17 protein-coding genes are annotated in these 25,032 nt (G+C 72.9%); 2 read left to right on the forward strand and 15 right to left on the reverse strand.

Annotated features, from left to right (window positions below; translation table 11 throughout):
• Window positions 1-249: 249 nt before the first annotated feature.
• Entirely contained in the window at window positions 250-846 is a 597-nt protein-coding gene (locus tag AC0693_RS22905) for an HD domain-containing protein (protein ID WP_478802716.1), read from the forward strand.
• A gap of 72 nt (window positions 847-918) precedes the next feature.
• Here the strand turns inward: AC0693_RS22905 and AC0693_RS22910 are convergent, their stop codons facing one another.
• The 10 genes from AC0693_RS22910 to AC0693_RS22955 all read right to left on the reverse strand — a co-directional run bounded on the left by AC0693_RS22910 (window position 919) and on the right by AC0693_RS22955 (window position 12,766).
• Window positions 919-2,142: a phospholipase D-like domain-containing protein gene (locus tag AC0693_RS22910; protein WP_478802717.1), complete on the reverse strand. Its 1,224-nt coding sequence runs from the start codon at window positions 2,140-2,142 to the stop codon at window positions 919-921.
• A 74-nt stretch (window positions 2,143-2,216) separates the two neighbouring features.
• Window positions 2,217-2,987, reverse strand: coding sequence for a 4'-phosphopantetheinyl transferase family protein (locus tag AC0693_RS22915; protein ID WP_478802718.1), 771 nt, complete (start codon window positions 2,985-2,987; stop codon window positions 2,217-2,219).
• A gap of 25 nt (window positions 2,988-3,012) precedes the next feature.
• Window positions 3,013-4,002: a TauD/TfdA family dioxygenase gene (locus tag AC0693_RS22920; protein WP_478802719.1), complete on the reverse strand. Its 990-nt coding sequence runs from the start codon at window positions 4,000-4,002 to the stop codon at window positions 3,013-3,015.
• On the reverse strand, window positions 3,999-5,027 hold the full coding sequence (locus tag AC0693_RS22925; RefSeq protein ID WP_478802720.1) for a TauD/TfdA family dioxygenase: 1,029 nt from the start codon (window positions 5,025-5,027) through the stop codon (window positions 3,999-4,001). The genes AC0693_RS22920 and AC0693_RS22925 overlap by 4 nt, the downstream gene beginning before the upstream one ends.
• Window positions 5,002-5,823, reverse strand: coding sequence for a thioesterase II family protein (locus AC0693_RS22930; protein WP_478802721.1), 822 nt, complete (start codon window positions 5,821-5,823; stop codon window positions 5,002-5,004). Before AC0693_RS22930 ends, AC0693_RS22925 begins: the two co-directional genes overlap by 26 nt.
• A gap of 33 nt (window positions 5,824-5,856) precedes the next feature.
• Window positions 5,857-9,162 (reverse strand): non-ribosomal peptide synthetase, encoded by a 3,306-nt coding sequence (locus AC0693_RS22935; protein WP_478802722.1) that lies wholly within the window; start codon window positions 9,160-9,162, stop codon window positions 5,857-5,859.
• Window positions 9,163-9,216: 54 nt separating this feature from the next.
• Window positions 9,217-9,432, reverse strand: a complete 216-nt coding sequence (locus AC0693_RS22940) for an MbtH family protein (protein ID WP_478802723.1) — start codon at window positions 9,430-9,432, stop codon at window positions 9,217-9,219.
• A gap of 128 nt (window positions 9,433-9,560) precedes the next feature.
• Window positions 9,561-11,921, reverse strand: a complete 2,361-nt coding sequence (locus tag AC0693_RS22945) for an ATP-binding protein (protein ID WP_478802724.1) — start codon at window positions 11,919-11,921, stop codon at window positions 9,561-9,563.
• A 180-nt stretch (window positions 11,922-12,101) separates the two neighbouring features.
• Entirely contained in the window at window positions 12,102-12,266 is a 165-nt protein-coding gene (locus AC0693_RS22950; RefSeq protein ID WP_478802725.1) for a hypothetical protein, read from the reverse strand.
• A gap of 161 nt (window positions 12,267-12,427) precedes the next feature.
• Window positions 12,428-12,766: a hypothetical protein gene (locus AC0693_RS22955; protein WP_478802726.1), complete on the reverse strand. Its 339-nt coding sequence runs from the start codon at window positions 12,764-12,766 to the stop codon at window positions 12,428-12,430.
• Window positions 12,767-13,177: 411 nt separating this feature from the next.
• On the opposite strand from AC0693_RS22955, the gene AC0693_RS22960 reads away from it, so the two are divergent.
• A complete protein-coding gene (locus AC0693_RS22960) occupies window positions 13,178-14,035 on the forward strand; it encodes a helix-turn-helix transcriptional regulator (protein WP_478802727.1) in 858 nt (285 codons plus the stop codon).
• A 64-nt stretch (window positions 14,036-14,099) separates the two neighbouring features.
• Here AC0693_RS22960 and gntD read toward each other — a convergent pair whose 3' ends face one another.
• From gntD to hypF, 5 genes are all read right to left on the reverse strand, one after another.
• Window positions 14,100-15,113 carry a guanitoxin biosynthesis L-enduracididine beta-hydroxylase GntD gene (gene gntD / locus AC0693_RS22965; protein ID WP_478802728.1) on the reverse strand — a complete coding sequence of 338 codons (1,014 nt, stop codon included), beginning with the start codon at window positions 15,111-15,113 and terminating at the stop codon, window positions 14,100-14,102.
• A 62-nt stretch (window positions 15,114-15,175) separates the two neighbouring features.
• A complete protein-coding gene (locus AC0693_RS22970) occupies window positions 15,176-20,431 on the reverse strand; it encodes an amino acid adenylation domain-containing protein (RefSeq protein ID WP_478802729.1) in 5,256 nt (1,751 codons plus the stop codon).
• A 79-nt stretch (window positions 20,432-20,510) separates the two neighbouring features.
• Window positions 20,511-21,212, reverse strand: a complete 702-nt coding sequence (locus tag AC0693_RS22975; RefSeq protein ID WP_478802730.1) for a gamma-glutamyl-gamma-aminobutyrate hydrolase family protein — start codon at window positions 21,210-21,212, stop codon at window positions 20,511-20,513.
• A complete protein-coding gene (locus tag AC0693_RS22980) occupies window positions 21,209-22,591 on the reverse strand; it encodes a PLP-dependent aminotransferase family protein (protein ID WP_478802731.1) in 1,383 nt (460 codons plus the stop codon). Before AC0693_RS22980 ends, AC0693_RS22975 begins: the two co-directional genes overlap by 4 nt.
• Before the next feature lie 23 nt (window positions 22,592-22,614).
• A complete protein-coding gene (gene hypF, locus AC0693_RS22985) occupies window positions 22,615-25,026 on the reverse strand; it encodes a carbamoyltransferase HypF (RefSeq protein WP_478802732.1) in 2,412 nt (803 codons plus the stop codon).
• Window positions 25,027-25,032 lie beyond the last annotated feature (6 nt).

Genomic DNA, 25,032 nt, shown 5'->3' on the forward strand with positions numbered 1-25,032 from the left:
CGGCCACGGCAGGCCGCCCGGCCGCGTGACTGGCCCGTCCGGGGGACACCGGCAGCGGCTACGCCCCGTCCGCTCCCGGCGTCCGCCGCGCTGCCCCGACTTGCCGCGACCTGCCCCGACCTGCCCCGACCTGCCGCGGCCCGACCGCCCCACCCGGGCCGGATGTTTCACGTGAAACACTCACCCGCTGACTCCACGAGGCCGGGGCCGGTTCGGGACGGCACGTTCCACCAGGCAATACTCGCCGGTATGACATTCGACGCGTTCAAGATGCCCGAGACCCGGGCGTGCACCACCGCCCTGGAAGTGGCCACCGCCTACTGCTCCCCGGCGCTGCTGAACCACTCCGTGCGGGCCTATGTCTGGGCGGCCGCCCACGCCACCGCGGAGGGGATCGATTTTGATCCCGAGCTGATGTACGTCGGCGCGATGTTCCACGACATCGCCCTGGTGCCGGAGTTCGACAGCCACACCGTGGGCTTCGACGACGCGAGCGGCCACGTGGCATGGGTGTTCGCCGCCGGCGCCGCCTGGCCGGTGCCGCGCCGCAAGCGGCTGATGGAGGTCGTCGTCGCCCACATGCTGGACGAGGTCGACGTGCACACGGACCCGGAGGGCTACCTGCTGGAGCGTTCGACCAGCATGGACATCTCGGGCCGGTACATGGACGATTTCTCGCCGGAGTTCAAGGCCGAGGTGCTGGAGCGCTATCCCCGCCTCGGTATCGCGGAGGAGTTCCTCGCCTGCTTCCGTGACCAGGCGGAACGCAAGCCCGACAGCTCCCCCGCGGCGTCGCTGCGGAACAACATCGCCGAACGGATCCTCTCGAACCAGCTCGACAGGTAACCGGAGCGGCCTGCGCAGCCACCGGGAGCCGCGGTCCCGGGGGTCCAGGCGGGCCGGGCGCGCCCGGACTCGTCACAGGAAGCGGCGGATGGGAACGATCGAGTGCTCCCGCAGGCGCCGCAACGGGGATCGCGCGGACCACGTGCCGGCGTCGATGCCCTCGCTGAGCGCCCGGTCCTGGTCGAAGTGCCCGTCCAGGGCGGCGGTCAGCTCCTCGTCCAGGACGGCGAGCACGACCTCCTCGTCGTGGTCGAGGGAACGGCGGTTGAAGTTGGCGGAGCCCACGAGGGAGAGCGTGCCGTCCATGGTGAGCACCTTGGCGTGCATCATCGACGGCCCGTACTCCCAGATCCTCACCCCCGCGTCGAGCAGCCCCGCGTAGAGCCGCTGCCCGGCCAGCCGGCACACCGGCTTGTCCGTGTGCGCCCCGGGCACGATCAGCTCCACGTCCACTCCCCGGCGCGCGGCGGCCGCGAGCAGCCCGGCGAACCGGGCATCCGGGGCGAAGTAGGCGGTGGTCAGCCGGATCCTGACCTCCGCCGATTCGAGCACGACCCGCAGCAGGGTCCGCACGTCCTGCCATCCGACGCTCGCCGAGCCCCGCACCACCTGGACGACTGCCTGCCCCCCGGGCGGGTGCTCGGCGAACCGGTCCCGGTCGTCGAAGAGGGTGCCATGGCACTCCGCCCAGTTCTGGACGAAGGCGGCCGCCAGCCCGTCCACCGCGGGACCGCGCACCCGGAAGTGGGTTTCGCGCCACTCCCCCGCGTGGCGCACGTCTCCCGACCACTCCTCGCCGATGCCCACCCCACCGGTGAAGGCGGTCGTCTCGTCGACGACGAGCACCTTGCGGTGGCAACGGTGGTTCTGCTTGAGCGGCGACAGCCACAAGGGCTTGCGGAACCAGGCCACGTGGACTCCGGCCCGGCGCAGCTCGGACAGCAGTTCCTCCTCGATGAGCCGGCTGCCGAAGCCGTCGAGCAGCAGGCGCACCCGTACGCCGGCCCGTGCCCGGTCCGCGAGCGCGGTCGCGAACTCGCGGGCGATCGCACCCCGCCAGTACACGAAGGTCATCATGTCGACGGTCGCGCGTGCCGAGCCGATGCTCGCCAGCATCGCCGAGAAGATCTCGTCGCCGTTGCGCAGCGGCAGCACGCCGTTGCCTTCGGTGGCCGGGGTGCCCAGGAGGCGCTCCAGGCGGCGCCGCATCCGCGAGGCGCGGTCTCCCGTGGGCTGCGGGTCCGGAGGGGCGCCGACTGCGGCAGCGAGCACGGGCAGGACCTGGACCGTCGACATGGGGATTCTCCTGGGCGATGCGGCGCCGCGGCCCCCGGTCGGGGGCCGCGGCGGTTCACGGCTTGCGTCCGGGGTCAGACCCCCGCGAGTGCCGGGACCGACCCGATGAACGCGGGGTCCAGCCGATGGACACTGGGCGCGACGGCGCGCCCGGTGTGGAGTGCGGCGGCAGCGGCGTGGCCGGGGAGGCCGCCGATGTTGACGATCCGCCACCCCGGTGGGGCGCCGTCCGTGCCGGGATCCTCCCCCAGGTAGTCCAGGTCCAGGTCCCGGCCGAGACCGGTGCCGATGCCCTTCAGGTACGCCTCCTTGCGCACCCACAGGCGGGCGAAGACCGAGCTGCTGTCCCCGGGCGCGGCCGCCAGCACCTCGCGCGCCTCCGCGTGGTGCAGGGTGGCGGCGAGTTCGGTGACGACCTCCGGCTGCGGCAGTACTTCCACATCGACGCCGATCGGTACCGACGCCACACCCACCAGCACCAGATCGCCGCCGTGCGACAGCGAGAAGTGCAGCGGGGTACGGGCCCCCGCCACGGCCGGACGGCCGTGCGGGGCGCCGCAGCAGGGGCAGGGCTCCGAGTGGAAGCGCACCTCCCGCGCCGGCACGCCCAGGTAGGCGCCGAGCAGCCGGCGCAGCGTGAGGTGCGCGACCGTGTAGCGGCGGCGGTCCAGGTCCCTGGCGAAGGAGGAGGCCCGGCGCCGTTCGTGCTCGTCGAGGACGGACAGGTCCAGGGCGGCCGGCACGTCCTCCGGGACACGCAGCAGCCACAGGTCCGCCGAACCGTCCGCGGGCACGGGCAGCGCGATGGGCCACTTCGTGGGGAGGACGTGCGCGGTGGCCGTCATGTGATCGCGTACCTCCCGGGACCGGTCACCGGATGTCCCGGTTCACGTGCAGGTCGGACATGGCGACGAGGATGCGCCGGTCGCCGCGGAACGGTTCCCGGGCGTGCGTGGCGAGGAAGTTGTCGACCACGAGCACGTCGCCGCGCTGCCAGGGCAGGGAGACGGCGGCCTCCCGGTAGAGCTCGCCGATGAGCTCGACCGCTTCGTCCTCGATCGGCGAGCCGTCGCCGTAGAAGGCGTTGCGCGGCACGCCGTCCGCCCCGTACTCCTCCAGCAGGTAGGCGCCCACGTCGCTGGGCAGGGTGGAGATGTGCCAGAGGTGGGCGTGGTTGAACCACACCGTCTCACCCGTGCGCGGGTGCCGGGAGACGGCCTGGCGCACGGCCCGGGTCCGCAGCGCGTCGCGGCCGATCCACTCGAATTCGGTGCGCGAGGCCCGGCAGTAAGCCTCCACCTCCGCGCGGTCCTCGGTCTGGAAGACGACCTGCCAGGGGATGTCGAGGTCAGGGCTGTAGTTGCGCACGTAACCGACCCCGTGGCGCTGGAAGCGCTCGCGCAGCTCGGCCGGAATCCTGGGGAGGACCGCACGCTCGCTGGCGACGGGCGTGGCGCCACCCGTCGGCGAGGGCCGGTCGCCGTAGAAGTACAGCCTGCCGGGCCAGTTGTGGGAGTACGACATCTCGTGGTGGAAGGCGATCCACCGGTCCTCGCTGAGCTCGGTGGAGGTGAAGACCTTGTCGGCGATCTCGGTGCGGGGCGCCGCCCGCTCCAGGTAGTCGAGCAGTTCGGGCGAGAACGCCCGGGCGGCCGCGCCGAAGTCCTCGGGGCTTTCGAGCGCGAAGCCCCGGAAGAGCAGGGCGCCGTGGCGGTCGAGTTCGTCGGTGAGCCGCGCGTGGTTCGCGGAGATCCACGGGTCGAGGCGCAACCCGGGGTCGGCCGCCTCGATCTTCAGGAGGAACGGCTCCGGGTCCACGGGGGCGGTCAGGACCCGGCCCGCGGTGAAGTCCTCGGTCATGCCGCGGCGCCTTCCCCGGCGGCCGGACGCACCGGGTCCGACATCGCGGCGAGGACGCGACGGGCGCCCTCGAAGGGCTCCCGGGCGTGAGCCGTGATCATGTTCTCCACGAGCAGGACGTCGCCGGGCTCCCAGTCGAAGCCCGTGGTCTCGGCGGCGAAGGCCGCGCGCAGTTCGGCCAGCGTCCCGTCCTCGATGGGGGTGCCGTCGCCGTAGTACGTGTTGTACGGCAAGTCCTCCTCCTCCAGCGCCTCGCGCAGCCCGGTGCTGACCTCCTCGGGCAGCGAGGTGATGTGGAAGAACACCGCGTGGTTGAACCAGGTCCGCTCGCCCGTCACCGGGTGGGTGTGCACGGCGGGGCGGGTCTGACGGGTCCTGAGCTGGCCCCCCTCCACCCACTCGACGGCGATGCCCGCGGCCTCGCAGTACGCGGTGACCTGCTCGGGGTCGTCCGTCTGGAACGCCTCCTGCCAGGACAGGCTGATCCCCGGGATGTAGTTGCGCACGTAACTCACGCCGAGGCGTTCGAACTTCTCGACCGTCTCGGGGCGCAGTGCCGCGAGCACCCGGCGCGAATCGGCGAGCGGGGTGCGGCCGCCGCGCTCGGCGGGCCGCTCGCAGCAGAAGACGATCCGCATCGGCCAGTTGTCCGTGTACGACTGCTCGTTGTGCAGCAGGATGTGCTGGTCGGCGGGGTACTCGGTGGACGTGTAGATGCCGTCCGACACTTCGGTACGGGGTGAGGACCGCTCTCCGTACTCCAGGACCCGGTCGGACACGGCATCCATCACGGAGCGGAACTCCGCGGAGCCGGCGACCGCGAAGCCGCGGAAGAGGACCGCTCCGGCCCGTACGGCCAGGTCGTTCACGAGCGGCCGGTTGGTGCGGATCCACTCCGCGAGGTCCGCTCCGGGAGCCGCCGCACGCACGAGGGCCGGCAGCGCGCGGCCGTCCTCCCACGCCTGGGCCGCCGCCGGAACCGGCGCGCCGGTCGGCGCGTCAATCACGTGTGTCATCTGCGTCATCAAGGGTCTCCAGATCAGTGGGAAGGGCCAGCCGCGGCAACAGCCCGGCAATCAGCTGGGCCGCCCGGTCCTTCAGGTAGAAGTGGCCACCGGGCTGCGTGAGCAGGGTGAATCCGCTGTCGGTCAGCTCGCCCCAGGCACGGGCCTGGTCCGGGGTGTGCCCCGTCTCCCGGTCGCCGCGCACCGCCGTGACCGGGCAGGACAGGACGGGCGTCTCGCGGGGGAGGTACGTCTCGATGAGCCGGTAGTCACTGCGCAGCGGGCCGAGGACGAGGTCGACCAGCTCGGGATGGGCCAGCACCTCGTCGTCGATGCCGCCGAGGTCCCTGATCCGGGACAGGAACGCGGCGTCGTCCAGGGTATGGACGGTGCCGGGCTGCCGGGTGCCGGGGGCGGCGTGCCCCGAGACGACGAGGTGGTGCGGCGGGAGGCCCCTCTCCTGTAGTCGCCGCGCCACTTCGTAGGCGAGCGTCGCGCCCATGCTGTGCCCGAAGAGCGCCAGCGGCAGGTCGCGCAGGGGCAGCAGCACCTCGGTGATCTGCTCGGCGAGTTCGTGCAGGTCTGTGGCGTACGGGTCGCTCATCCGGACCTCACGGCCCGGGTACTGGACCACCCGGTGGTCGTAGGCGTCCGGGAGCAGGTCCGCCCAGGGGCGGAAGAAGCTCGCCCAGCCGCCGGCGTGCGGGAAGCAGACGAGCCGGAGCGACGTGGCGCCGGCGGGCCGGAAACCGCGCAACCACAGGTCCTGCGGCGAGGTGACGCGAGCGGCGGGGCGGTCCGTCGTCGGGTACGTCATGGGGTGGGGCTCCGTCAGGTCGTGAGGGCGCGGTCAGCCGCGGTACGCGGCGCGATCGATGCGCGGGATGGCCGCCACGGCGGCCGGTGCGGCCTCCTGCAGCTGTTCCTGCAGCCGTTCGTCCACCAGGACCGCGAGCGCGGCGACCGTCGGCGCCTGCAGGAACTGGCCGATGCGCAGACCCGCTCCGAGGTTCGAGCGGATCCGGGCGATCGCCCGGATCGCGAGCAGGGAGTGGCCGCCCAGGTCGAAGAAGGAGTCGTACACGCCGATCCGGGGGACGGCCAGGAGCTCGGCGCAGATCGCGGCGATCGCCTCTTCGGTCGGGGTGCGCGGCGCCGTGTACACGGGACCGGTGGGGCGGGTGCCCTCCGGCTGGGGCAGTGCGGACCGGTCCAGCTTGCCGTGGTCCCCCAGCGGCCAGCCGTCGAGGACCATGAGGTGCGCGGGCACCATGGCCTCGGGCAGCCGCTCGCGCAGGTACTCCTGGAGTTCGGGGACACGGGCCCCGCCGGTGACGTAGCCGACGAGCTGCGGCTGACCGTCCGCGTCGGGCCGGGCCGTCACCAGTGCGCCGGTGAGGTCCGGGTGCGCGCGCAGGACGGCTTCTATCTCGCCGGTCTCGACGCGGTTGCCGCGGATCTTCACCTGGCCGTCGGCACGGCCGCGGAACTCGACCGTTCCGTCCGGGCGCCAGCAGACCAGGTCTCCCGTCGCGTACAGCCGCTGCCCGGTGGCGAAGGGGTGGGGGACGAAGCTCGCGGCGGTCTGGCCGGGGCGGTCCAGGTAGCCGCGCGCGGTCTGGACGCCGCCGATGTACAGCTGGCCCGGCACGCCGACCGGCTGGGGGCGGCCCGCGGCGTCGAGCACGTACAGCTCGACACCGGGAACGGGGCGGCCGATCGGCACGCGGCCCGAGGCCGCGGACGTGACCCGGCCGGCGGTGACGTCGATGACCGCCTCGGTGGGCCCGTACTGATTGTGCAGTTCGGCCCCGGGGTAGCGCTCCAGTGTCCGCTCGGCGAGGGCGGCCGGCAGTTCCTCGCCACCGCTGAGGAGGACGCGCAGTGCCCGGTGTCCGCCGTCGGGGGTGTCCAGGAAGGCGGCGAGCATGGACGGCACGAAGTGGCAGAGGGTGATGCGCTGCCGGTCGAGGACGTCGTGGAGGTACTCGACGTCGCGGTGGCCACCCGGGCGGGCGCTGACCACGGTGGCGCCGGTGACCAGCGGCCACAGCAGCTCCCACAGGGACACGTCGAAGCCGAGCGGGGTCTTTTGCATCACCCGGTCGCCGGGGGCGAGCCGGTAGTCGCGCTGCATGCCGTGCAGGCGGTTGAGGAGGCCACGGTGGGTGTTCAGGACGCCCTTGGGGCGCCCTGTCGAACCGGAGGTGAAGAGCAGGTAGGCGGCGGAGTCCCCGGTGACGGGGGCGGGCTCGGGACGGTGCACGGGCCGGCGGGAGACCTCGCTGCCGGTGATGTCGAGGCGGCGCCGGCCCGGGAAGTGGCCGACGAGGTCGGCGCTGGTGATGACGAGGGCGGGCGCACCGTCCTCGACGAGCTGGTCGAGCCGTGCCTTCGGATAGTCGGGGTCGAGCGGCAGGTACACCGCCCCGGCCTTGAGGACTCCGAGGACGGCGGGCAGGAGTTCGGCGCTCCGGTGCAGGCAGACGGCGACCCGGTCCTCGGAGCCGATACCGCGCTCCTTGAGGAGGTGCGCCACCTGGTTCGCGCGGACGTCCAGCTCGGCGTAGGTGAGGCTCTCACCGGTCTCGTCCGTCACCACCGCGACGGCGTCCGGGGTGGCGTCGGCCTGCGCCTCGAACCACTGCGGGAGCGCGGAGCCGGTCAGCGCCCCAGTGCCGGCGTTGCTGAACTCCTGTGTCACCTGGGTGAGTTCATCGGCTCCGAGGACGGGGAGACCGGTGACCGGGAGGTCTGGGTCGGCTGCGACGGCCGTCAGGACGGTCTCAAAGGCGGTGGCGAGGCGCTGTGCGGTGGCCCGGTCGTAGAGCTCGGTGGAGAACTCCAGCCAGCCGGCGAGGCCGCCGTCGCCGTCCGGTGCGAGCTGGACGGAGAGGTCGCAGCGCACGGTGCCGACCAGGGCCGGCAGCACGCGGCAGTCGAGACCGGGCGCGGAGAAGGCCACCGGCGGTGTGTTGTGCAGGGCCAGCCAGTGGCGGGCCAGGGCGGTCTGTCCCGATACGTCACGCTCGGCCTTGAGCTCGTGCACGATCCGCTCGAACGGAACGTCCTGGTGCTCCTGCGCCTGGTTGCAGACGTCACGGGTGCGCAGGAGCAGGGTGCGGAAGGTGTCGCCCGGCTCTTGGCGCACACGCAGCGGCAGCGTGTTGACGAAGAAGCCGACGACGTCCTCGAGTTCGGTGCGGCGGCGACCCGCCATGGGGGTGCCGACGATCACGTCGTCATCGCCCGACCAGCGTCCGAGCACCGTCGACCAGGCGGCGACCATGGCCATGAAGAGGGTCGCCTGGGACTCGCCGGTCCACGCGCGCAGCCGGGCGATGAGCTCGGGCGTCAGGGTGATCGGGACGGTGTCGCCCGCGTAGGTGCGCGCCGTGGGGCGGGGCCGGTCGGTCGGCACGTCGTTGGAGGGCAGGCCGGCCAGTTCGCCGCGCCAGAAGTCCAGCTGTTCGGCCAGGGCGCCCTGCTCGAGGCGACCGCGCTGCCAGACCGCGAAGTCGGCGTACTGGAGCGACGGTTCGGGGAGCTTCGGCTCATCGCCGGCCGCCAGGGCGGCGTAGGCGGCCCCCATCTCACCCATGAGCAGGCCGAGCGACCAGCCGTCCACCACGATGTGGTGCACGCACAGGACGAGCACCCACTCGGGCTCCTCGGCGTCGGTCACTTTCAGCAGGTCCGCGCGCAGCAGCGGCGGCCTGGCGAGGTCGAAGCCCTCGGAGGCGGCCCGTGTCACCTCGGCCGTCACCCCCTCACCGGTGACCTCCCGCACCGGAAGCCCGATGGGGAAGCGGCCGGCGGGGTGGATGACCTGCTCGACGCGGTCGCCGCTCTCCTCCAGCCCGGTGCGCAGCACCTCGTGCCGGTCGACCAGGAACTGCAGGGAGCGGCGCAGTGCGTCGGTGTCCAGGTCCCCGCGCAGGCGCAGCGCACCGGAGCCGACGTACATGGCGGAGCCGGGCCGCATCCGCTCGACGATGTAGAGGCGCTCCTGACCGAAGGACAGTTCGGCGCGGGAGAGGTCTCCGGAAGGACCGCCGTCACGGCGCGGGATGCGGTCCGCGGCCCGGCCGGCGCCCGCCTCATCGAGCAGCTTGTCGAGGAGCCGCAGTTGGTCGGTCGAGAACGGGGTGCTCAAGGGAATCCTCCGGAAAGGGACGGGTACGACGGGAGTGGCGGGTACGGCGGGCGGTCAGCCGGACATCGCCGCCATCTCCTCGCGCAGGCTCAGCGGCCGCATGTCCGTCCACACCTCGTCGATGTGCGCCAGGCATTCCTCACGGCTGCCCGTCGTGCCCTCGCTGCGCCAGCCGGCGGGCGGCTCGACGTCCGCGCGCCAGATCGAGTACTGCAGTTCGTCGTTGAGTACGACGCTGAATTCGGGCTGCTCGCTGCGTTCGTCGGACATGGGTGGTTCCTCTCGCTCGGCTGGGGCCGGTTTGCCTGGGCGGGCCTGTGCTCCGCCGCACACCGGGGCCGTCGAGGGCGGTGAACGGTCGAGTGGTGCGGCGCGTTCCTACGGCGCCCCCACCCCGTTCACCGGGCGACTTGCGGCTGCAGGCTCCGGTGCCCGTAAGTCAACTCGGCCGCCGGCGCCTTGTAATGTCGGGGCTTCTCCTGATGGGCCACCGGGTGGGCGGTGGCGGATTCCGGGGCCTGCCCCACGTGCTCGGACCGGCCGACGGCCGCGGCGACCTCGGCCCGCGAGGACACGTCCAGCTTCCGGAAGATCCGGCCGAGGTGGGTTTCGACCGTCTTGTGGCTCAGGTCCAGGGCGCGGGCGATCTGCTGGTTGGTGCGTCCGCCGCTGACGAGGACGGCGATCTCCAGTTCCCGCTTGCTGAGGGTGGCGAGGCCGGGTGCGGACCGGGTCCGCTGCCCCGGCACGACGGCGCCGGAGACGGCGACCGCGGCAGCGGTCACCTCGTCCTTGAGCGCGAGCGCGAGGCCGAGCAGGTAGGGGGAGTCGACCGCGGCCGCGTTGGTCTCGGCACAGGCCGCGTGCCGTACCGCTCCGGCGAGGTCGCCGGCCGCCATCTGGAGGCGGGCCATGGCAATGGCCAGCTGCGGGATGACGCCCGTCAAGCGCCGGGCCTCGGCGATCCGCAGCCCCCGGCCGAGGTGGCCTGCGGCGAGGTCGGCCCGGCCGAGCGCGGACTCGGTCGCGGCGAGCCAGTACAGGCCGTCGAGGTGGCGCACGGCCGTCGCGTCGGGGAGTTCGTCGAGGAGCGGGGCCGCCCGGTCGGCGAGCTCCCGGGCCCGGTCGGTGGCTCCGGTGCGGACGGCGGTGGCGGCGAGCAGCGCGAACAGTCGGCCGCGCTCGGCGGCCGGCAGGGCCCCGGGCGGGGATCCGACCGCGGCGAGGTCGGCGTCGTTCGGCCCCTCTCCGGTCTCCAGGACGTGGATGAGCCGCTCGACCAGGATCTGGGCACCGGGCACGGCCCCGTCGGCCCTCGGGTCCCGCGCGGCAGCCTCCACTTCGGCCCGGGCGGCTCCGGTGTCGCCGAGCAGCCGCCAGATGCGGGCGCGGCAGAAGCGGGCGGCGGCGGAGACGTCGGGGGCAGCGGAGGCCGTGAGGGCGGGGGACGCGGCGGACGCCGTGAAGGTGCCGAGCGCCGCGAGGCCCTCTTGCAGGCGGCCGGTCAGGGCCAGCGTGCAGCCGAGCAGCAGCCGTACGCGGGGGCTCTGCTCGCGAACCGGGTCGAGGTCCATCGCGGTCCGGGTCCAGGCGGCGGCCTGCGCCGGGTCCTGCCACACCTGCTCGGTGGCGGCGCGCAGCAGGACGTCCGCGCCGGCCGCGTCGCCCTTGACGGCGCTGTGCTCCAGGTGCCGGGCGAGCGGTACGGAGGCGCCGTCGCGCGGGGTGAGCAGGGCGGTCGCGCGTTCGTGGGCGCCCTGGAGCCAGCCGGATCCGGCGGACTGGTAGGCGGCGGCGCGCAGCAGCGGGTTGCGGAAGCGCAAGCCCCGCGAGAGGGCGTTGCCCTGTAGCAGGTCCTCGCTCAGCAGTTCGTCCAGTGCTCCGCGCAGGGCGGCGCCGCTCAACTGGGTGACGTGGCCGACGGCGGCCACGTCGAAGCTCTCGCCCAGCACGGCGGCGGAGCGGGCCGCCAGCCAGCCGGCGGGGGTGAGGCCGCGGAACTCGCGCAGACAGTCGGTGAGCAGTCCGACGGGGAGCGGGAAGGCGGCGGCTCCTTCGTCGTCGGGTACGGCACGCAGGGCGGCGAACGCGCGCAGCAGCCCCGGGTTCCCCTCGGCCTCGGCGAGCAGGGTCTCGCAGTGAACCCGGCTGAGGTCGTCGGGCAGCAGGGAGAGCGCCTGCTCATCGCTCAGGGGCTCGATCGGCGCCCGGCGGAGGCGGCCCTGTGCGGCGGCTTCCGCGAGGAGACTGCGCAGCATGCCGTCGCCCTGGTGGGGGCGGTGGGCGAGCGCGAGCACGAGGGGCCCGGCCGGCGGGTGGCTGAGGAGGTGGGCCAGGAGGTCGAGGGAGGCGCCGTCGGCCCGGTGGGCGTCGTCGAAGGTGATCAGCAGGGGACGTTCGGCCCCCAGTGCCTCGAGCAGGGCGTGCACCGCGCGCAGGGTGTGGTACCGGTCCGCGGGGCTGTCCGGGGTCAGGGGTTCGGCGGCTGCGGCGAGCGAGGGGAAGACCGCGGCGAGGCGGCCGACACCGGCGGGCACGGCCAGGGCGTCGGTGTCGAAGCGTGCGAGGAGATCGTCGAGCGCGTCGACGAAGAGGCCGTACGGGACCGCGGCGAGGGTGGTCGTCGCCTGGCCGGCGGCGACGCGCCAGCCGCGGGAGGCCGCGTCACGGGTGAGCCGGTTCAGGAGGGAGGTCTTCCCGCTCCACCGCTCGCCGGGTATCTCCAGGACGGTGAGGCGCGGGGCGGATCCTTCGGGCACTTCGAAAAGGAATTCCAAACCCCTCTCCGGGGATTCTTCGAGGTGGCCGCTTTCCCTGCCGGTTCGACTGGTTTCAGGAGCCTGAATATGAGCGGACAAGGGAAGGACCTTTCGATCTGTCACGTGGTTCCAGGAGCCGGTCCAGAATCCTCTGGCGTACGTTCTCCGAATTCCTGCGTATTACTGCCAGCCGAGGGTGAACTCGGCGATGGGGGCGCTCGCGGTCTCTGCGGCCACCACCTGGGCGACGGGCTGCTCCTGCGCCGCGGCGGAAACCGCGGGGGCCACGACGGCGGCCAGGGTGAGGGCGGCTGCGGCGATGCGGGCGGCGAGGGTCTTCGACATGACGCGACTCCTTGGGAAGGGGGTGGTGGCCTGTCCCGGCCAGGGACTGCGGAGCGGGCCGTTCGGCTCGTTCCGGACCGTGTTGCCGGCCGGTGGTCACCATCCTGTCGGCCCCGGATGGCCCTTGTCAGCGGTCTGAGGTTGCACGAAGCGGCCTTTGCCTAATGCGTCCACCCCGGCTGGTCGGTGGTCGGCGGGGAGACGAGCCCTTCGTAGTACGGGCTGATCAGAGGCGCCTCGCAGCGCAGCACGCGGATGCGGACCAGCGCCGGATCGAGCTCGACGGCGCGCTCGCACAGCGCACGGGCGACGGTTTCGGCGCTTGCGAGCGAGGAGGCGGCGACGAAGAGGCCGAGAACCGGCCAGGGTTGCGCGTCGGCATGCAGCGTGACGTGCCGTACGCCTTCCTCTGGTCTCGCGAGCGCGACGACGCGTGCGCCGGCATCCCCGGGTACGACTCCTCCCGGGAGCGACTCGAGGTGGGCGTGAATCAGGTACATGCGTCGACTCTGCAATGGGCGTGAGCCGGATATCCAGAGAAATGGGCAGGACGGTTTCTGCTATGGCAGAAACCGTCCTGGACCACTCCCTCCGAAAACCGGTATTCGGACATCCGGGGCCGGATTTCGACGCACGGACCCGGCGTTGCGTCTTACCGGAAACGCGGATAATCCCGTTTTGACCCCTATGCCGCGATCGCCCTTGAATGTGCGCCGCACAGAAGGCGGGGTGTTATCGTGAGGCGAATTTCAAACGGGGAACCATGGGGCGAAATGCTGAATACGTTGGGACTGGATGACATTGCGGAGCGGGTGTATCGGACCCTCTTGCTCCGACCACAGGGGGAGATCGCGGAAATCGCGTCGAGCCTGGACCTGCCGGTAGACCAATTCCGCGCAAAGCTGGACGAGTTGAGTGCGCTGGGATTGTTGCGCGCACCGGGGGACAATACGGCGGCCCTGCACATCGTCAGCCCGGAGGTGGGCTTCGAGGCGCTGCTGGCCCGGCAACAGGCCGAACTGGCCGCGCAGCAGCAGCGGATCGCCGAGTCCAAGGCGTTCGCCGAGCGGATGATCCGGGAGTACGCCAGCCGCCCGGTCGTCTCGCGGCCGGGGGAACAGGTCCTGAACGGCATCGAGGACATCCGCGCCGAGATCGCCACCCTGACCAGGGGCATCAAGGACGAGGTGATGTCCTTCGCGCCGGACGGCGTGCAGGACGCGGGAACGCTGGAGGCCTCGAAGCCGCTGGACGCGGAGGTACTGGGCCGGGGGGTGCGGATGCGCACGCTGTACCTGGACAGCATCCGCAACAACCCGCCCAGCGTGTCCTACGCCGACTGGCTGGCCGATGCGGGCGGGCAGATCAGGACCGTGCCCTCGCTGCCGATCCGGATGCTCATCATCGACCGGTCCTGCGCCATCGTTCCGGTGGACGGCGAGGAGTCCGGAGCCAGCGCCGTCGTCCTGCGCGGCCACGGCACCCTGGCGGCGCTGTGCGCGCTGTTCGACCGGGTGTGGGAGTCCGGCGAGCCGCTGGGCAAGGCCAAGATGCGCGACACCAGGGGACTCAAGGCGCAGGAGCGGGAAGCCCTGCGCCTGCTGAGCCAAGGCCACACCGACGAGGCCATCGCCAAACGGCTCGGCGTCTCGCCGCGCACCGCGCGCCGCATCGCCGCCGACGTCATGGAGCTCCTCGGCGCCAAGAGCCGCTTCCAGGCCGGACTCCTGGCCGCCCACCGCGGCTGGCTCCCCGCCGATTCGGTCTGACGACGGCGACGGCCGGGCACCCGGGCGGCGAGCCGCCCCGTGGTGCCCGGCCGGTGGACCGGGGTCACGCGAAGACGCGGTCCAGGACATGGCCGCGCAGCTCGCGCGACTTGCGCAGATCGCGGGTGGAGACCGTCTTCTTCAGCCAGCGGTCCGTGCCGTCGTAACGGGACCGGAACGCGCGCCGGCCGTGCACCGCGAGGTAGTTGTCCACGAAGAGCAGTGACCCCGCACCGACCACGACGTCCTGCTGGACCGCGTCCAGACCGGCGACGAGCGCGTCGAGCGCGGCCCGCCCGTCGTCGTCCCCCGGCGTGTGCCGCATGAAGAACGGGTCGATGCGCAGGTACGGGTCCTGCGGCGAGCCGAACAGCACGGCCACCGCGTCGGGCTCGTCCCGCATCTGCTGCAGCTTCGCCAGCGAAGGGGCGTCCGGGTCGATCGCCCGCAGCTGCCGCAGGTGCTCGTCGTCGGGGAGGATGAAGTAGCGCTCCTGCAGGAGCAGGGCACGGTGCTCGTCGCTCAGCTTCACGTCCCGGATGGACGCGAGGGTCGTCGGGACCTCGTCGACGTTGCGCACGCCGAACAAGCCCAGGTAGTCGCACCGGTAGGGGTGGAAACCGTCCTCCGTGTGCCACTCGAGCAGCACGTCGCTGCCGTGGCCGCTCTGCTCCCCCTCCTCGCCGGGGATCGGCAGCACGTTCTGGACCAGTCGGCCCCGCTGCAGCGTCGACCATCCGAAGACATCGCCGAGGCAGGCCGTCAGCAGGGCGAGGTAGACCTCCTCGCGCCGCGTCGACGTGCTCTCCGCGGCCTTGGTCCAGTGCAGCGGCGTGGGGCCGACGCGCTGGTCGTCCACCGGGAGACCGCGCACCATGCACGCGGCGGCGGGCTCTCGGGCGCGGAAACCGTGGAGGAAGCCCCGCAATTCCGCGGGGACGTCCGGCACGAACCGCCACAGCTCGTCGCTGAAGGACGGCTCCGCCGGGTCGAGACCGGTCTCCAAGAGGCGGACGATGACTGCTTCCAGCCGGCCTGCCTCGGCGGCGGACAGGTCGTAGGTGAGGACGGACGACATGGTTCTCTCTCTCGATCTCGAAGGTGCGAAGGGCGGGTGCCTGCGGGGCGGCCCCGTGCGGATCAGCTCTCGGCCAGCAGCGCGGCGACTTCCGCGTCGGTCAGGGAGGCCAGCTCGGCCAGCGCCCGCTCGAGCTCCTCGGCGTCGGCCGGTCCAACCGGGCTGGTGCGTGCCGACTCGGCGATGCGCTCCACGGTCAGCTCACCGCTGATCAGTTCGGCCAGCGGCAGTTCGATGCCGAAGGCGGACCGGATCCGGACCACGATCCGGGTGGCCTGCAGCGAGTGGCCGCCGAGCGTGAACAGGTTGTCGTTCACCGACACCTCGCCCACACCGAGCACCTCGGACCAGATCCGGGCCACTTCCCGCTCGACCGCGTCCCGCGGTGCGACGGCGGCGCTCTCGCGGCGCAGCTCGGGCGCAGGCAGCCGGCCCCGGTCCAGCTTCCCGTTGGCACCCGTGGGCAGCTCGGCCAGCCAGGCGAAGGCCGACGGGATCATCGCGGCGGGCAGCCGCTGCGCCAGGAAGCCGCGCAGCTCGGCCACCGGGACCTCGTCACCCGCCGCGACCAGGTAGCCGACCAGGGCGGGTTCGTCCGCCAGGGTGCGCACCACCACCGCGGCTTCGGCGAGGCCCGGATGGGCCCCGAGCACCGCCTCGACCTCCGCCGGCTCGATCCGGTGGCCCCGGATCTTCACCTGCCCGTCGAGCCGCCCCAGGAAGTCGATGGTGCCGTCCGCGGACCAGCGCGCCCGGTCGCCGGACCGGTAGAGCCGACCGCCCGCGGTGAACGGGTCGGGCACGAACCGGTCGGCGGTCAGGCCCGGCCGGTTCAGATAGCCCCGGGCGACCTGGACGCCGCCGATGTGCAGTTCACCGGGTACGCCGACGGGCAGCGGCCGGCCGCGTTCGTCGAGCACGTACAGCCGGACCCCGGGCGCCGGGCCGCCGATCGGCAGCCGCACACGATCCGTGGAGCCGGGCTCCACCGCGTACGCGGTGACCTCGATCGCTGTCTCGGTCGGCCCGTACATGTTGTGCAGCCGCACGCCCGGCAGCAGCGCGTGGAAGCGCGCGGCGACGGCGGGCGGCAGCTCCTCCCCGCTGCACACGACCCGGCGCAGCACGCCCGCGCAGTCCCGCGCGGTCGGCTCCTCCAGGAACGTGCGCAGCATCGAGGGCACGAAGTGGCAGTTGGCGATGGACTCCCGCTGGATGAGGCCGGCGAGATAGGCGGGGTCCTGGTGGCCGCCCGGGCGGGCGAGCACCATCGTGCCGCCGGCGCTGAGCGGCCAGAACAGCTCCCAGCCGGAGACGTCGAAGCCCACGGGGGTCTTCTGCAGGACGGTCTCGCCGGGCTCCAGCCGGTGGGCCCGCTGCATCCAGTCCATGCGGTTGACGACGCCGGCGTGCTCCATCACCACGCCCTTGGGCCGCCCCGTGGAGCCGGAGGTGTGCAGGACGTACGCCATGTGCCGCGGGGACGACACGGGCTCGGGGCGGGTCGCCGGCCGGTCGTCGGCCACACCGTCGTCGAGCCGGACGACGGTCGGTCCGCCCTCGGCCGCCACCGCGCCGGCGAGCAGCCCGGAGGCTAGTTCGCCGGTGGTGAGCAGCACGGCGGGCCGTACGTCGTCCAGCTGGGCGGCGAGCCGGCCGGCCGGGTAACCGGGGTCCAGCGGCAGGTAGCCGCCGCCGGACTTCAGGACGCCGAGCAGGGCGGCCACCAGCTCGGGACCGCGGGGCAGACAGACCGCCACGGCCTGGTCGGGCCGGATGCCGAGGTCGCGGAGCAGCCATGCGATCCGGTTGGCGCGGGCCTCCAGGTCGCCGTACGTCACCCGGGCGTCCCGCGAGACGACGGCGACGGCCCCGGGGTCGCGGTCCGCCTGCGCCTCGAATGCCTGGTGCAGCAACGCGGGGGGCGCCTCGGCCGAGGCGGCGCCGCTCAGCTCGTCCACGATCCGGCGGTGCTCGGCATCCGTCAGCACCGGCAGGTCCGCGGCGGCCGCGGCGGACCGGCGGGGAGCGGCTTCCAGGACGGTGGTGAAGCCGTCCAGCAGCCGGTGGACGGTGTCCTCGGTGAAGAGGTCCGCCGCATAGACGACGTGGCCGGCGAGTCGGCCGTCGGGCTGCTCGGTCAGGTGCAGGGAGATCTCGAACTGTGCGCCGGGAGCCGGAAGTTCGAACGGCTCGGCGTGCACGTCGCCGGCCTGCCAGGCGGCCTGCGGGGTGTTCTGCAGCGCCAGCGCGGCGCGCACCAGTGGCGGCCTGCCGCCAGAGCGCTCGGCACCGGACAGCCGGACCATCTCGTCGTAGGGGAAGTCCTGGTACGGATAGGCCGCCAGGCTCCCTTCCCGTATCCGGCCCACCAGCTCGCCGAAGGTGGGGTTGCCCGACAGGTCGACGCGCACCGGCAGGGTGTTGACGAAGAGGCCGAGCGCGTCGGCGGTGCCGGGCCGGGTGCGGCAGGCAGCCGGGGTGCCGATCACCACGTCGTGCTGGCCGGTCCACCGCGACAGGACGGTCGCGAAGGCCGAGAGCAGCACCATGTACGGGGTGGCCCGCCGGGCGGCGCCGTACGTCTTCAGGCGCGCGGCCGCCGTGGCGCCGATCTCGAACGGCAGCGAGGCGCCGCGCCACGACTGGGCGCCGGGCTGGGGGACGTCGAGCGGGAGTTCCAGCGGTGCCGCTCCACCGAGGACACCGGACCAGAAGGCCTCGGCGGCGGCGTACTCCGGCTGCCCGTACGCGTAAGGACGTACGGGGGGCAGGGGCGCGGGCGCCTCCCGGCCGGCCAGCGCGTTCTTGTAGGCGGTGCCGAGCTCGCGCAGCAGCACGGCGAGCGACCAGCCGTCGACCGCGATGTGGTGGACGACCAGGCCGAGGCACCACTCGTCGGCCGCGAGCCGGACGAGCACGGCGCGCAGCAGGGAACCGGATGCCAGGTCGAAGGAGGCTTTGCCGAGTCCGTCGAGCACCGTGCGGCAGGCCTCCTCGCGGGCGGCCGGGCCTGGCTCCGCGGATACGTCCACGACCGCGATGTCCAACGGCTCCGCGGGGCGGGCCGAGACCATCAGGGTGCCGTCCGGCGCGGTGCGGAAGGCGGCCCGCAGCACGGGGTGGCGGGCGATGAGACCGTTCAGACACCCGGTGAGCAGTCCGGCGTCGACCGGTCCGCGGAGCCGGACGCCACCGGCGATGTGGTAGGCGCTGCCCGCGCCCATTTCCGCGAGGAGCCACATCCATTCCTGGGCCCGGCCGGCCGGTACGGGAGCGCCGCCGTCGGTCAGTACGTCACCTCCGGCGTCGGCGGAGCGGGCGGGCACGGCGGAGCCGGCGGGAGCCGTCCAGCCGGCGAGGCGCTCCGTCAGTTCCTCGGTGGTGATGCCGTCGAGCAGCCGTTCCACGGGAACCTCGGCGCCGGTCGACTGGTGCAGGGCCGCGGCGAGCCGGACCGCGCGCAGCGAGTCGAGACCGAGGGTGATCAGCGGTGCCGTGCGGTCGAGCGCGTCGGCCGGGACGCCGAGCACGAGCGCGGCGGCCCCGGCGACGGCCGACGGGGCGCCCGTCGTGCTGCCGGCGGCGGCCCGCGCGGGCGCGGTGACGGCGACCCGCTTGAGCCCGTCCGAGGCCCACAGGTCACGGCAGGCGGAGCGGCGGATCTTGCCGCTCGTGGTGCGCGGGACGGTGCCCATGCGCACCAGCGCGATCTCGCGCGGCGCCAGGCCGTGTTCGGCGGCCACCGCCCGGGCGACGGCGGCCAGCACGTCCGGGGCGTCGTCGGGGGTGAAGCCGCGGGCCACCTCGTGGACGAGGACGATCCGCTCCTCGCCGCCCTCGTCGACGGAGAAGGCGGCGGAGCGGGTCGGCTGGAGCAGGGGGTGTGCGCGTTCCGCGGTCTGTTCGATGTCCTGGGGATAGTGGTTGCGGCCGCGCACCACCATCAGGTCCTTGATCCGGCCGGTGATGAACAGCTCGCCATCGGAGGTGAAGGCGAGGTCGCCGGTCCGCAGGAAGGTGCGCCCGGGGTGGGCTTCGAGCATCGCCCCGAAGGTGCGGGCCGTCTCCTGCGGGCGCTCCCAGTACCCGGCGGCGACGGACGGGCCGCTGATCCACACCTCGCCCACCTCGCCCTCCGCGCACGGGCGCCCGTCGGCGACGACGAGGACCAGATCCTCGCCCTGTGGGGTACCGCAGCCGGTCAGCGACAGGCTCGGGCCCGTCCCGGGGGCCGCGGGTTCGGCTCGGCCGCGTTCGAGGGCGGAGCGGCTCAGCTCCAGGACCCGCGGGGCCTCGCCGCGGGTCGGGCCGCCGGTGGCGAACAGGGTCGTCTCGGCCAGTCCGTAGCAGGGGTGGAAGGTGCGCGCGGAGAATCCGGAGTCCTCGAAGGCGGCGGCGAACAGGTCCATGGTGGAGGGGCGCACCGGCTCGGCGCCCATCATCGCGTGGCGCCAGCTGGACAGGTCCAGGCCGGCCCGGTCCTCCTCGCCGATGCGCCGTACGCATTCGAGGTAGGCGAAATCGGGGGCGGCCGAGACGGTGGCCCGGGTGCGGCTGATCGCGTCCAGCCAGAGCAGCGGCTTGCGCAGGAAGGTCATCGGGGCCATCAGGACGCTGGGGAACCCGGCGTACAGGGGCTGCAGGATGCCGCCGATCAGCCCCATGTCGTGGTAGGGCGGCAGCCAGCTGACACCGCGGCTGTCCGGGCCCGAGTCCACGGCCTGCCCGATGAAGGCCGAGTTGTGCACCAGGTTGTCGTGCCGGACCATCACGCCCTTGGGGCGGCCCGTCGAGCCGGAGGTGTACTGGAGGAAGGCGAGCGAGTCGGGCCGGGGCCCCTGCCCGTTCCACGCAGCGGCGAGGGCCTCGGGCAGTTCGTCGGTGACCAGCCAGCCGGAGAAGGCGGTCGCGGCCAGCTCCGGGTACTGCGCGTCGAGCGCGGTGGCGGTGGCCCGGTCGCTGAGCGCGAGTACCGCGCCCGCGTCCTGGGCGGCGGCCAGCACCATCGGCACGCCGTGGCGTCCGGTCGGCACGTGCACGGGCACGGCGACCACCCCGGCGTACAGGCAGCCGAGGAATCCCACCACGTATTCGACGCCCGGCGGGTAGACGAGCAGCACGCGCTCACCGGCGAGGCCGCGCTCGGACAGCGCCGCGGCGACCGTCCTGGCCCGGCGGTCGAGGTCCGCATAGCCAAGGACGAGCTCGCCGGCGTCGGTGAGGAACTCGAAGGCCGTGCGGTCCGGGGTGCCGTCCGCGCGGTCGCGGAGGATGTCGACGAAGGTCCCGCCGCGGGGACGGAGCGCTGTGCGCACGGTTGGGCTCCTGGGGTAGCTGCGGCCGTACGCCGTGACAGCGGGCCGCTCGGGTCGGTCGGGTCGTATCAGTGCGGGATCACAGCAGCGCCGGGACGGCGCAGGCGGCCACGAAGGTGCGGAACAGGTGGTCCTCGTGGGCGACCTCGGGGTGCCACTGCACGCCGAGGACGAACCTCTTGGCCGGGTCCTCCACCGCCTCGGGAAGGCCGTCGTCGCAGTGTCCGGTGACCCGCAGGGCACCGGCGTCGGCGACGCCCTGGTGGTGGTGGGAGTTGACGACGGCCCCGGCTCCGTAGACGGAGGCGGCTAGGGAACCCCCGGCGAAGTTCACCGGGTGCTCACCGAACACGCCGGGCTCCGGCAGGTGGCCGGTGTGGCCGAGCACGTCGGGGAGGTGCTGGTGGAGCGTGCCGCCGTAGACGAGCGTGAGCAGCTGCAGGCCGCGGCAGATGCCGAGTACGGGCAGGTCGCGCTCCAGCGCACCGCGCAGGAGGAGCATCTCGCCGGCGTCCCGGGCGTGTGCGGGTGCGTCGGTGCGGGGGTGGCGCGGCCGGCCGTAGAGGGCGGGGTCGATGTCGGCGCCACCGGGGAGCAGCAGTCCGTCGAGCCGGTCCAGCACGTCGGCGTCGAGGTCGTCGGGGGGCAGGACGACGGCGCGGCCGCCGTTTGCGGCAATGCCCCTGACGTAGGTCTGCTGGATCATGGTGGCCTGGGTGTCCCAGATGTCCCACCGGGCCCGGTCCTGGTACGCGGCGATGCCGATGACGGGACGGGTCATCGCGAGCCGCCCCACGCACCGGCCGCGGCCGCGGGCACCTGAGCCTGCGCCTGAGCCGGCATCGCGTCCGGTGAGACCGTGCGCAGGGACGACGCGCACAGGGCGAGTGCGTCCTGCAGCAGCGGGGAGTCACCCGCGAGCGGGGCGCCGTACGGGGTACGGGCGCGCAGCGCGGCGACGCGGCGGGCGAGCGACTCCGCCGGTGCGCCGGCGTGCACGGCGGCCGCGAAGATGTCGGCGAGCTCGGTGAAGTCCTCGCCGGAAAGGCCGAGGTAGGTGGCCTCGTTGAGGCCGATGCGGACGCCCTGGCCGGTGAAGCCCGGCAGGCCGGCCATGAAGTTGACCCGCAGGCCCGCGGCGAAGAGCCGGTCGCTGGCCACCTTCGCGGGGACGCCGTCCGCCTCGGGGTCGAGCCAGAGCTGATGCCCGGCGGAGTAGCCCCGGTCGGCCGCCACCACGGTCAGTCCGCGCGCGGTGAGCAGCTCGCCGAAGCGGCGCGTGTTCGCGACGGTGGCCCGGGCGTAGTCGGCGCCGCCGAAGTCGCGGAACTCCAGGAGGGAGATGCCGAGGCTGATGGTGGCCGCGAAGTGGTGGTTGCTGATCATGTAGTCCTGGGTCTCGCGGATGCGCCGCTCGACCTCCTTGTTCCGCGTCAGCAGGACCGCCTTCTGCGGGCCGGGGAACGTCTTGTGGGTGGAGCCGCCGTAGCTGTCCGCACCCTCGTCGAGCGGGTTGCGGAACACCCCGGCGAGCACCAGGCCCAGCCAGTGGCTGGCGTCCACGTGCACGAGCGTCTCGGGGCTGACCGCGCGGACCGTCTCGACCAGGCTTCTCACGTCCAGCGGGAAGAGGCAGTGCGACTGGTCGACGTAGAGCAGGGTCGGCCTGACCCGGGCGAGCAGCTGGGCCGCGTGGTCCAGATCGAGGGCGTGCGGGTCGTCCCCCGTGAGGAACTCGACGCGCAGACCGAGCCGTTCTGCGACCTGGGGCGTCGCGTAGTGGCCGCCGAGCTCGGGGCCGATGGTGACGACGGTGGAGCCGGGCTCGCCGCCGAGGGTGGCCAGTGCCAGGGTCATGGCGTTGAGCCCGCTCAACGGGCGGACGGTGACGTAGTCGGCCCGGCCGAGCTCCGCCAGGAGCGGCACGGTGAGGCCCATCTCCAGGTCGCGCAGGTGCTGGGCGCCGCGGAAGTGCCAGCCGTCTGGGTTGTCGCTCTCGTTGAAGAAGTAGCGGTGGTACGCGTCGAGCATCATCGGAAGCTTCGCGATCCCCGACATGGCCGTCTCGGAAGGGACCATGCTCAGGGTGCGGTTCGCGTGGTCCTCGTTCTGCACCAGCACACGCATGACGTCGCTGAGGGTCGTACTCGAGTGCGGCACGGATGTGTCCTTTCCTTCGGGGGTCACGAGTGGGCCGTCCTCTCGTGCAGGCGGGCGCCGGCGACCATCACCTGGCCGAGTGCGATACCGCCGTCGTTTGTCGGAACCTGCTGGTGGACGTAGGCGTCGAATCCGGCTTTGCGCAGCTCCACCAGGCAGTTGACCAGCAGGAATTCATTGAGGAACACGCCTCCGGAGAGGACCGCCTGACCGGTGCCGAGCGTCCGGCGGATCTCCTGGCACCGCTCGGTGACCATGACGACCACCGCGGAGTGGAAGCGGCGGCTGACCGTCTCCACGGCCGTTCCGCGCGCCAGGTCCGCCGCGATCTCGCGGATCACCGGACGCGGGTCGATCTCCACCGTCCCGTCCCGCTCGGTGCGGCCGAAGGCGTAGGGCTCGGCCAGGGTGAGGTCGCGGCCGAGCAGGCCCTCCAGCTCGATCGGTCCCTGGGCCTCGTACTCGGCGTGCGTGCAGATGCCGAGCAGGGCGGCGACGCCGTCGAAGAGGCGTCCCATGCTGGAGGCGAGCGGGGCGTTGACGGAGCGCCGCACCATCGTGGTGTAGACGTGCCGTGCCTGTTCGTCCAGGACGTTCAGGGCGGGGAAGGCCGCGTGGGCCGCGTCCGGGTCGCCGAAGGCGTCGAGGGCGAGGGCGAAGCCCGTACGGACCGGCTCGTGCACGGCCTTGTCGCCGCCGAGCAGCGGGACCGGCCGCAGGTGGGCGGCGCGGTCCACCGACGGGAAGCCGCCGTGCAGGAACTCGCCGCCCCAGATCGTGCCGTCCTCGCCGTAGCCGGCCCCGTCGAAGACGACACCGACGGTCGTTCCGTCGAGCTGGTTCTCCGCCATGCAGGAGGCCATGTGCGCGTGGTGGTGCTGCACCGGGAACACCTCGCCCGACGCCTCGTCGTCGGCGAAGACGCGGGAGCGGAAGGAGGGGTGCTTGTCGACCGCGACGACGGTGGGTTCGAGCTCGTACAGGTCGGCCAGGTGGGCCGCGGTCTGCCGGTGCGAGGCGAAGGTCTCGTCGTTCTTCAGGTCGCCGATGTGCTGGCTGACGTAGACCTCGTGCCCCGAACTCAGCGCCACGGTGGTCTTCAGCTCCGCGCCGTAGGCGAGGATCTGGGGCAGTTCCGCGGAGACCGGGACCGGGTACGGAGCGTATCCGCGAGCCCGCCGGACGAAACTGACCAGCGGCTCGGCCAGCTCCGGGTGGACCGAGCGGCGTACGACCGAGTCGTCGACCCGGATGTGGATGTCCCGGTCGTGGTGCAGGACGAGGTCGGCCACCTCGAAGAGGTCGCGCAGTGCCTCTTCATTGCGATAGGCGATGGGGCGGCCGGACACGTTGCCGCTCGTCATCACCAGGACGTCGAGCCCGGCCCGCTCCAGGAGCAGGTGGTGCAGCGGCGCGGAGGGCAGCATCACGCCGAGATTGGGATTGCGCGGCGCGATCGCGTCCGGCAGGACGGATCCGGCGGTCTTGCGCAGCAGCACGATGGGCCGGGCCGGGGAGTTCAGCAACTCCGCGTCACCGTCGTCGAGTTCCACGAAGCGCGCCGCCGACGCAATGTCCTCCACCATCAGGGCGAAGGGCTTGGAGTCGCGCCGCTTGCGCGTGCGCAGAAGAGTGACGGCCTGCGCGTTGCGGGCGTCCGCCACCAGGTGGAAACCGCCCACGCCCTTGACGGCCACGATCCGTCCCGCGGCCAGCGCCGCCGTCGTCGCGGTGAGCGCCTCGTCGTCCTGGGCCACTTCGCCGTCCGGCGCCGCCAGCGTCAGCCGGGGACCGCACTCGGAGCAGGCGTTCGGCTGGGCATGGTAGCGGCGGTCGGCCGGGTCCTCGTACTCCGTACGGCACGGTCCGCACATCCGGAAGACCGCCATCGTGGTCTGTTCCCGGTCGTACGGAAGGTGCCGGACCAGCGAGTAACGGGGCCCGCAGTGCGTGCAGTTGGTGAACGGGTAGCGGTACCGTCGGTCCGCCGGGTCCCGCACCTCGGCCAGGCATGCGCCGCACACGTGCGAGTCGGGCGCGACGATGGTCCCGGCCCGGCCGTCACGTACGCTCTCGCGGATCTCGAATCCGCTGTACGCGCCGGCCGGTGCCATGTCGTCACGGGACTCGACTCGCACGTCGTTGACCCTCGCCAGGGGCGGGGCCTGGGTGCTCAGCGCCTCACGGAAGGCGTCGAGCACGTCGGACGGTCCGCACACCAGCGTCTGCACACCGTGGTTGTCGTTGAGCACCCAGCCGGTCAGTCCGAGTCGGTGGGCGAGCGCGTGGACGAAGGGCCGGTAGCCCACGCCCTGCACCACGCCGTTGACCCGGATGACCCACTGGCTCGTACGGGTTGCCCCGTCGGCCTGCGTGCCGCCGGACGCGCCGGCCTGGACGGCCTGGACGGCCTCGGTGAAGGTGATCTGCTGCACAGGACC

The sequence above is a fragment of the Streptomyces sp. NPDC043876 genome (genome assembly GCF_056435825.1).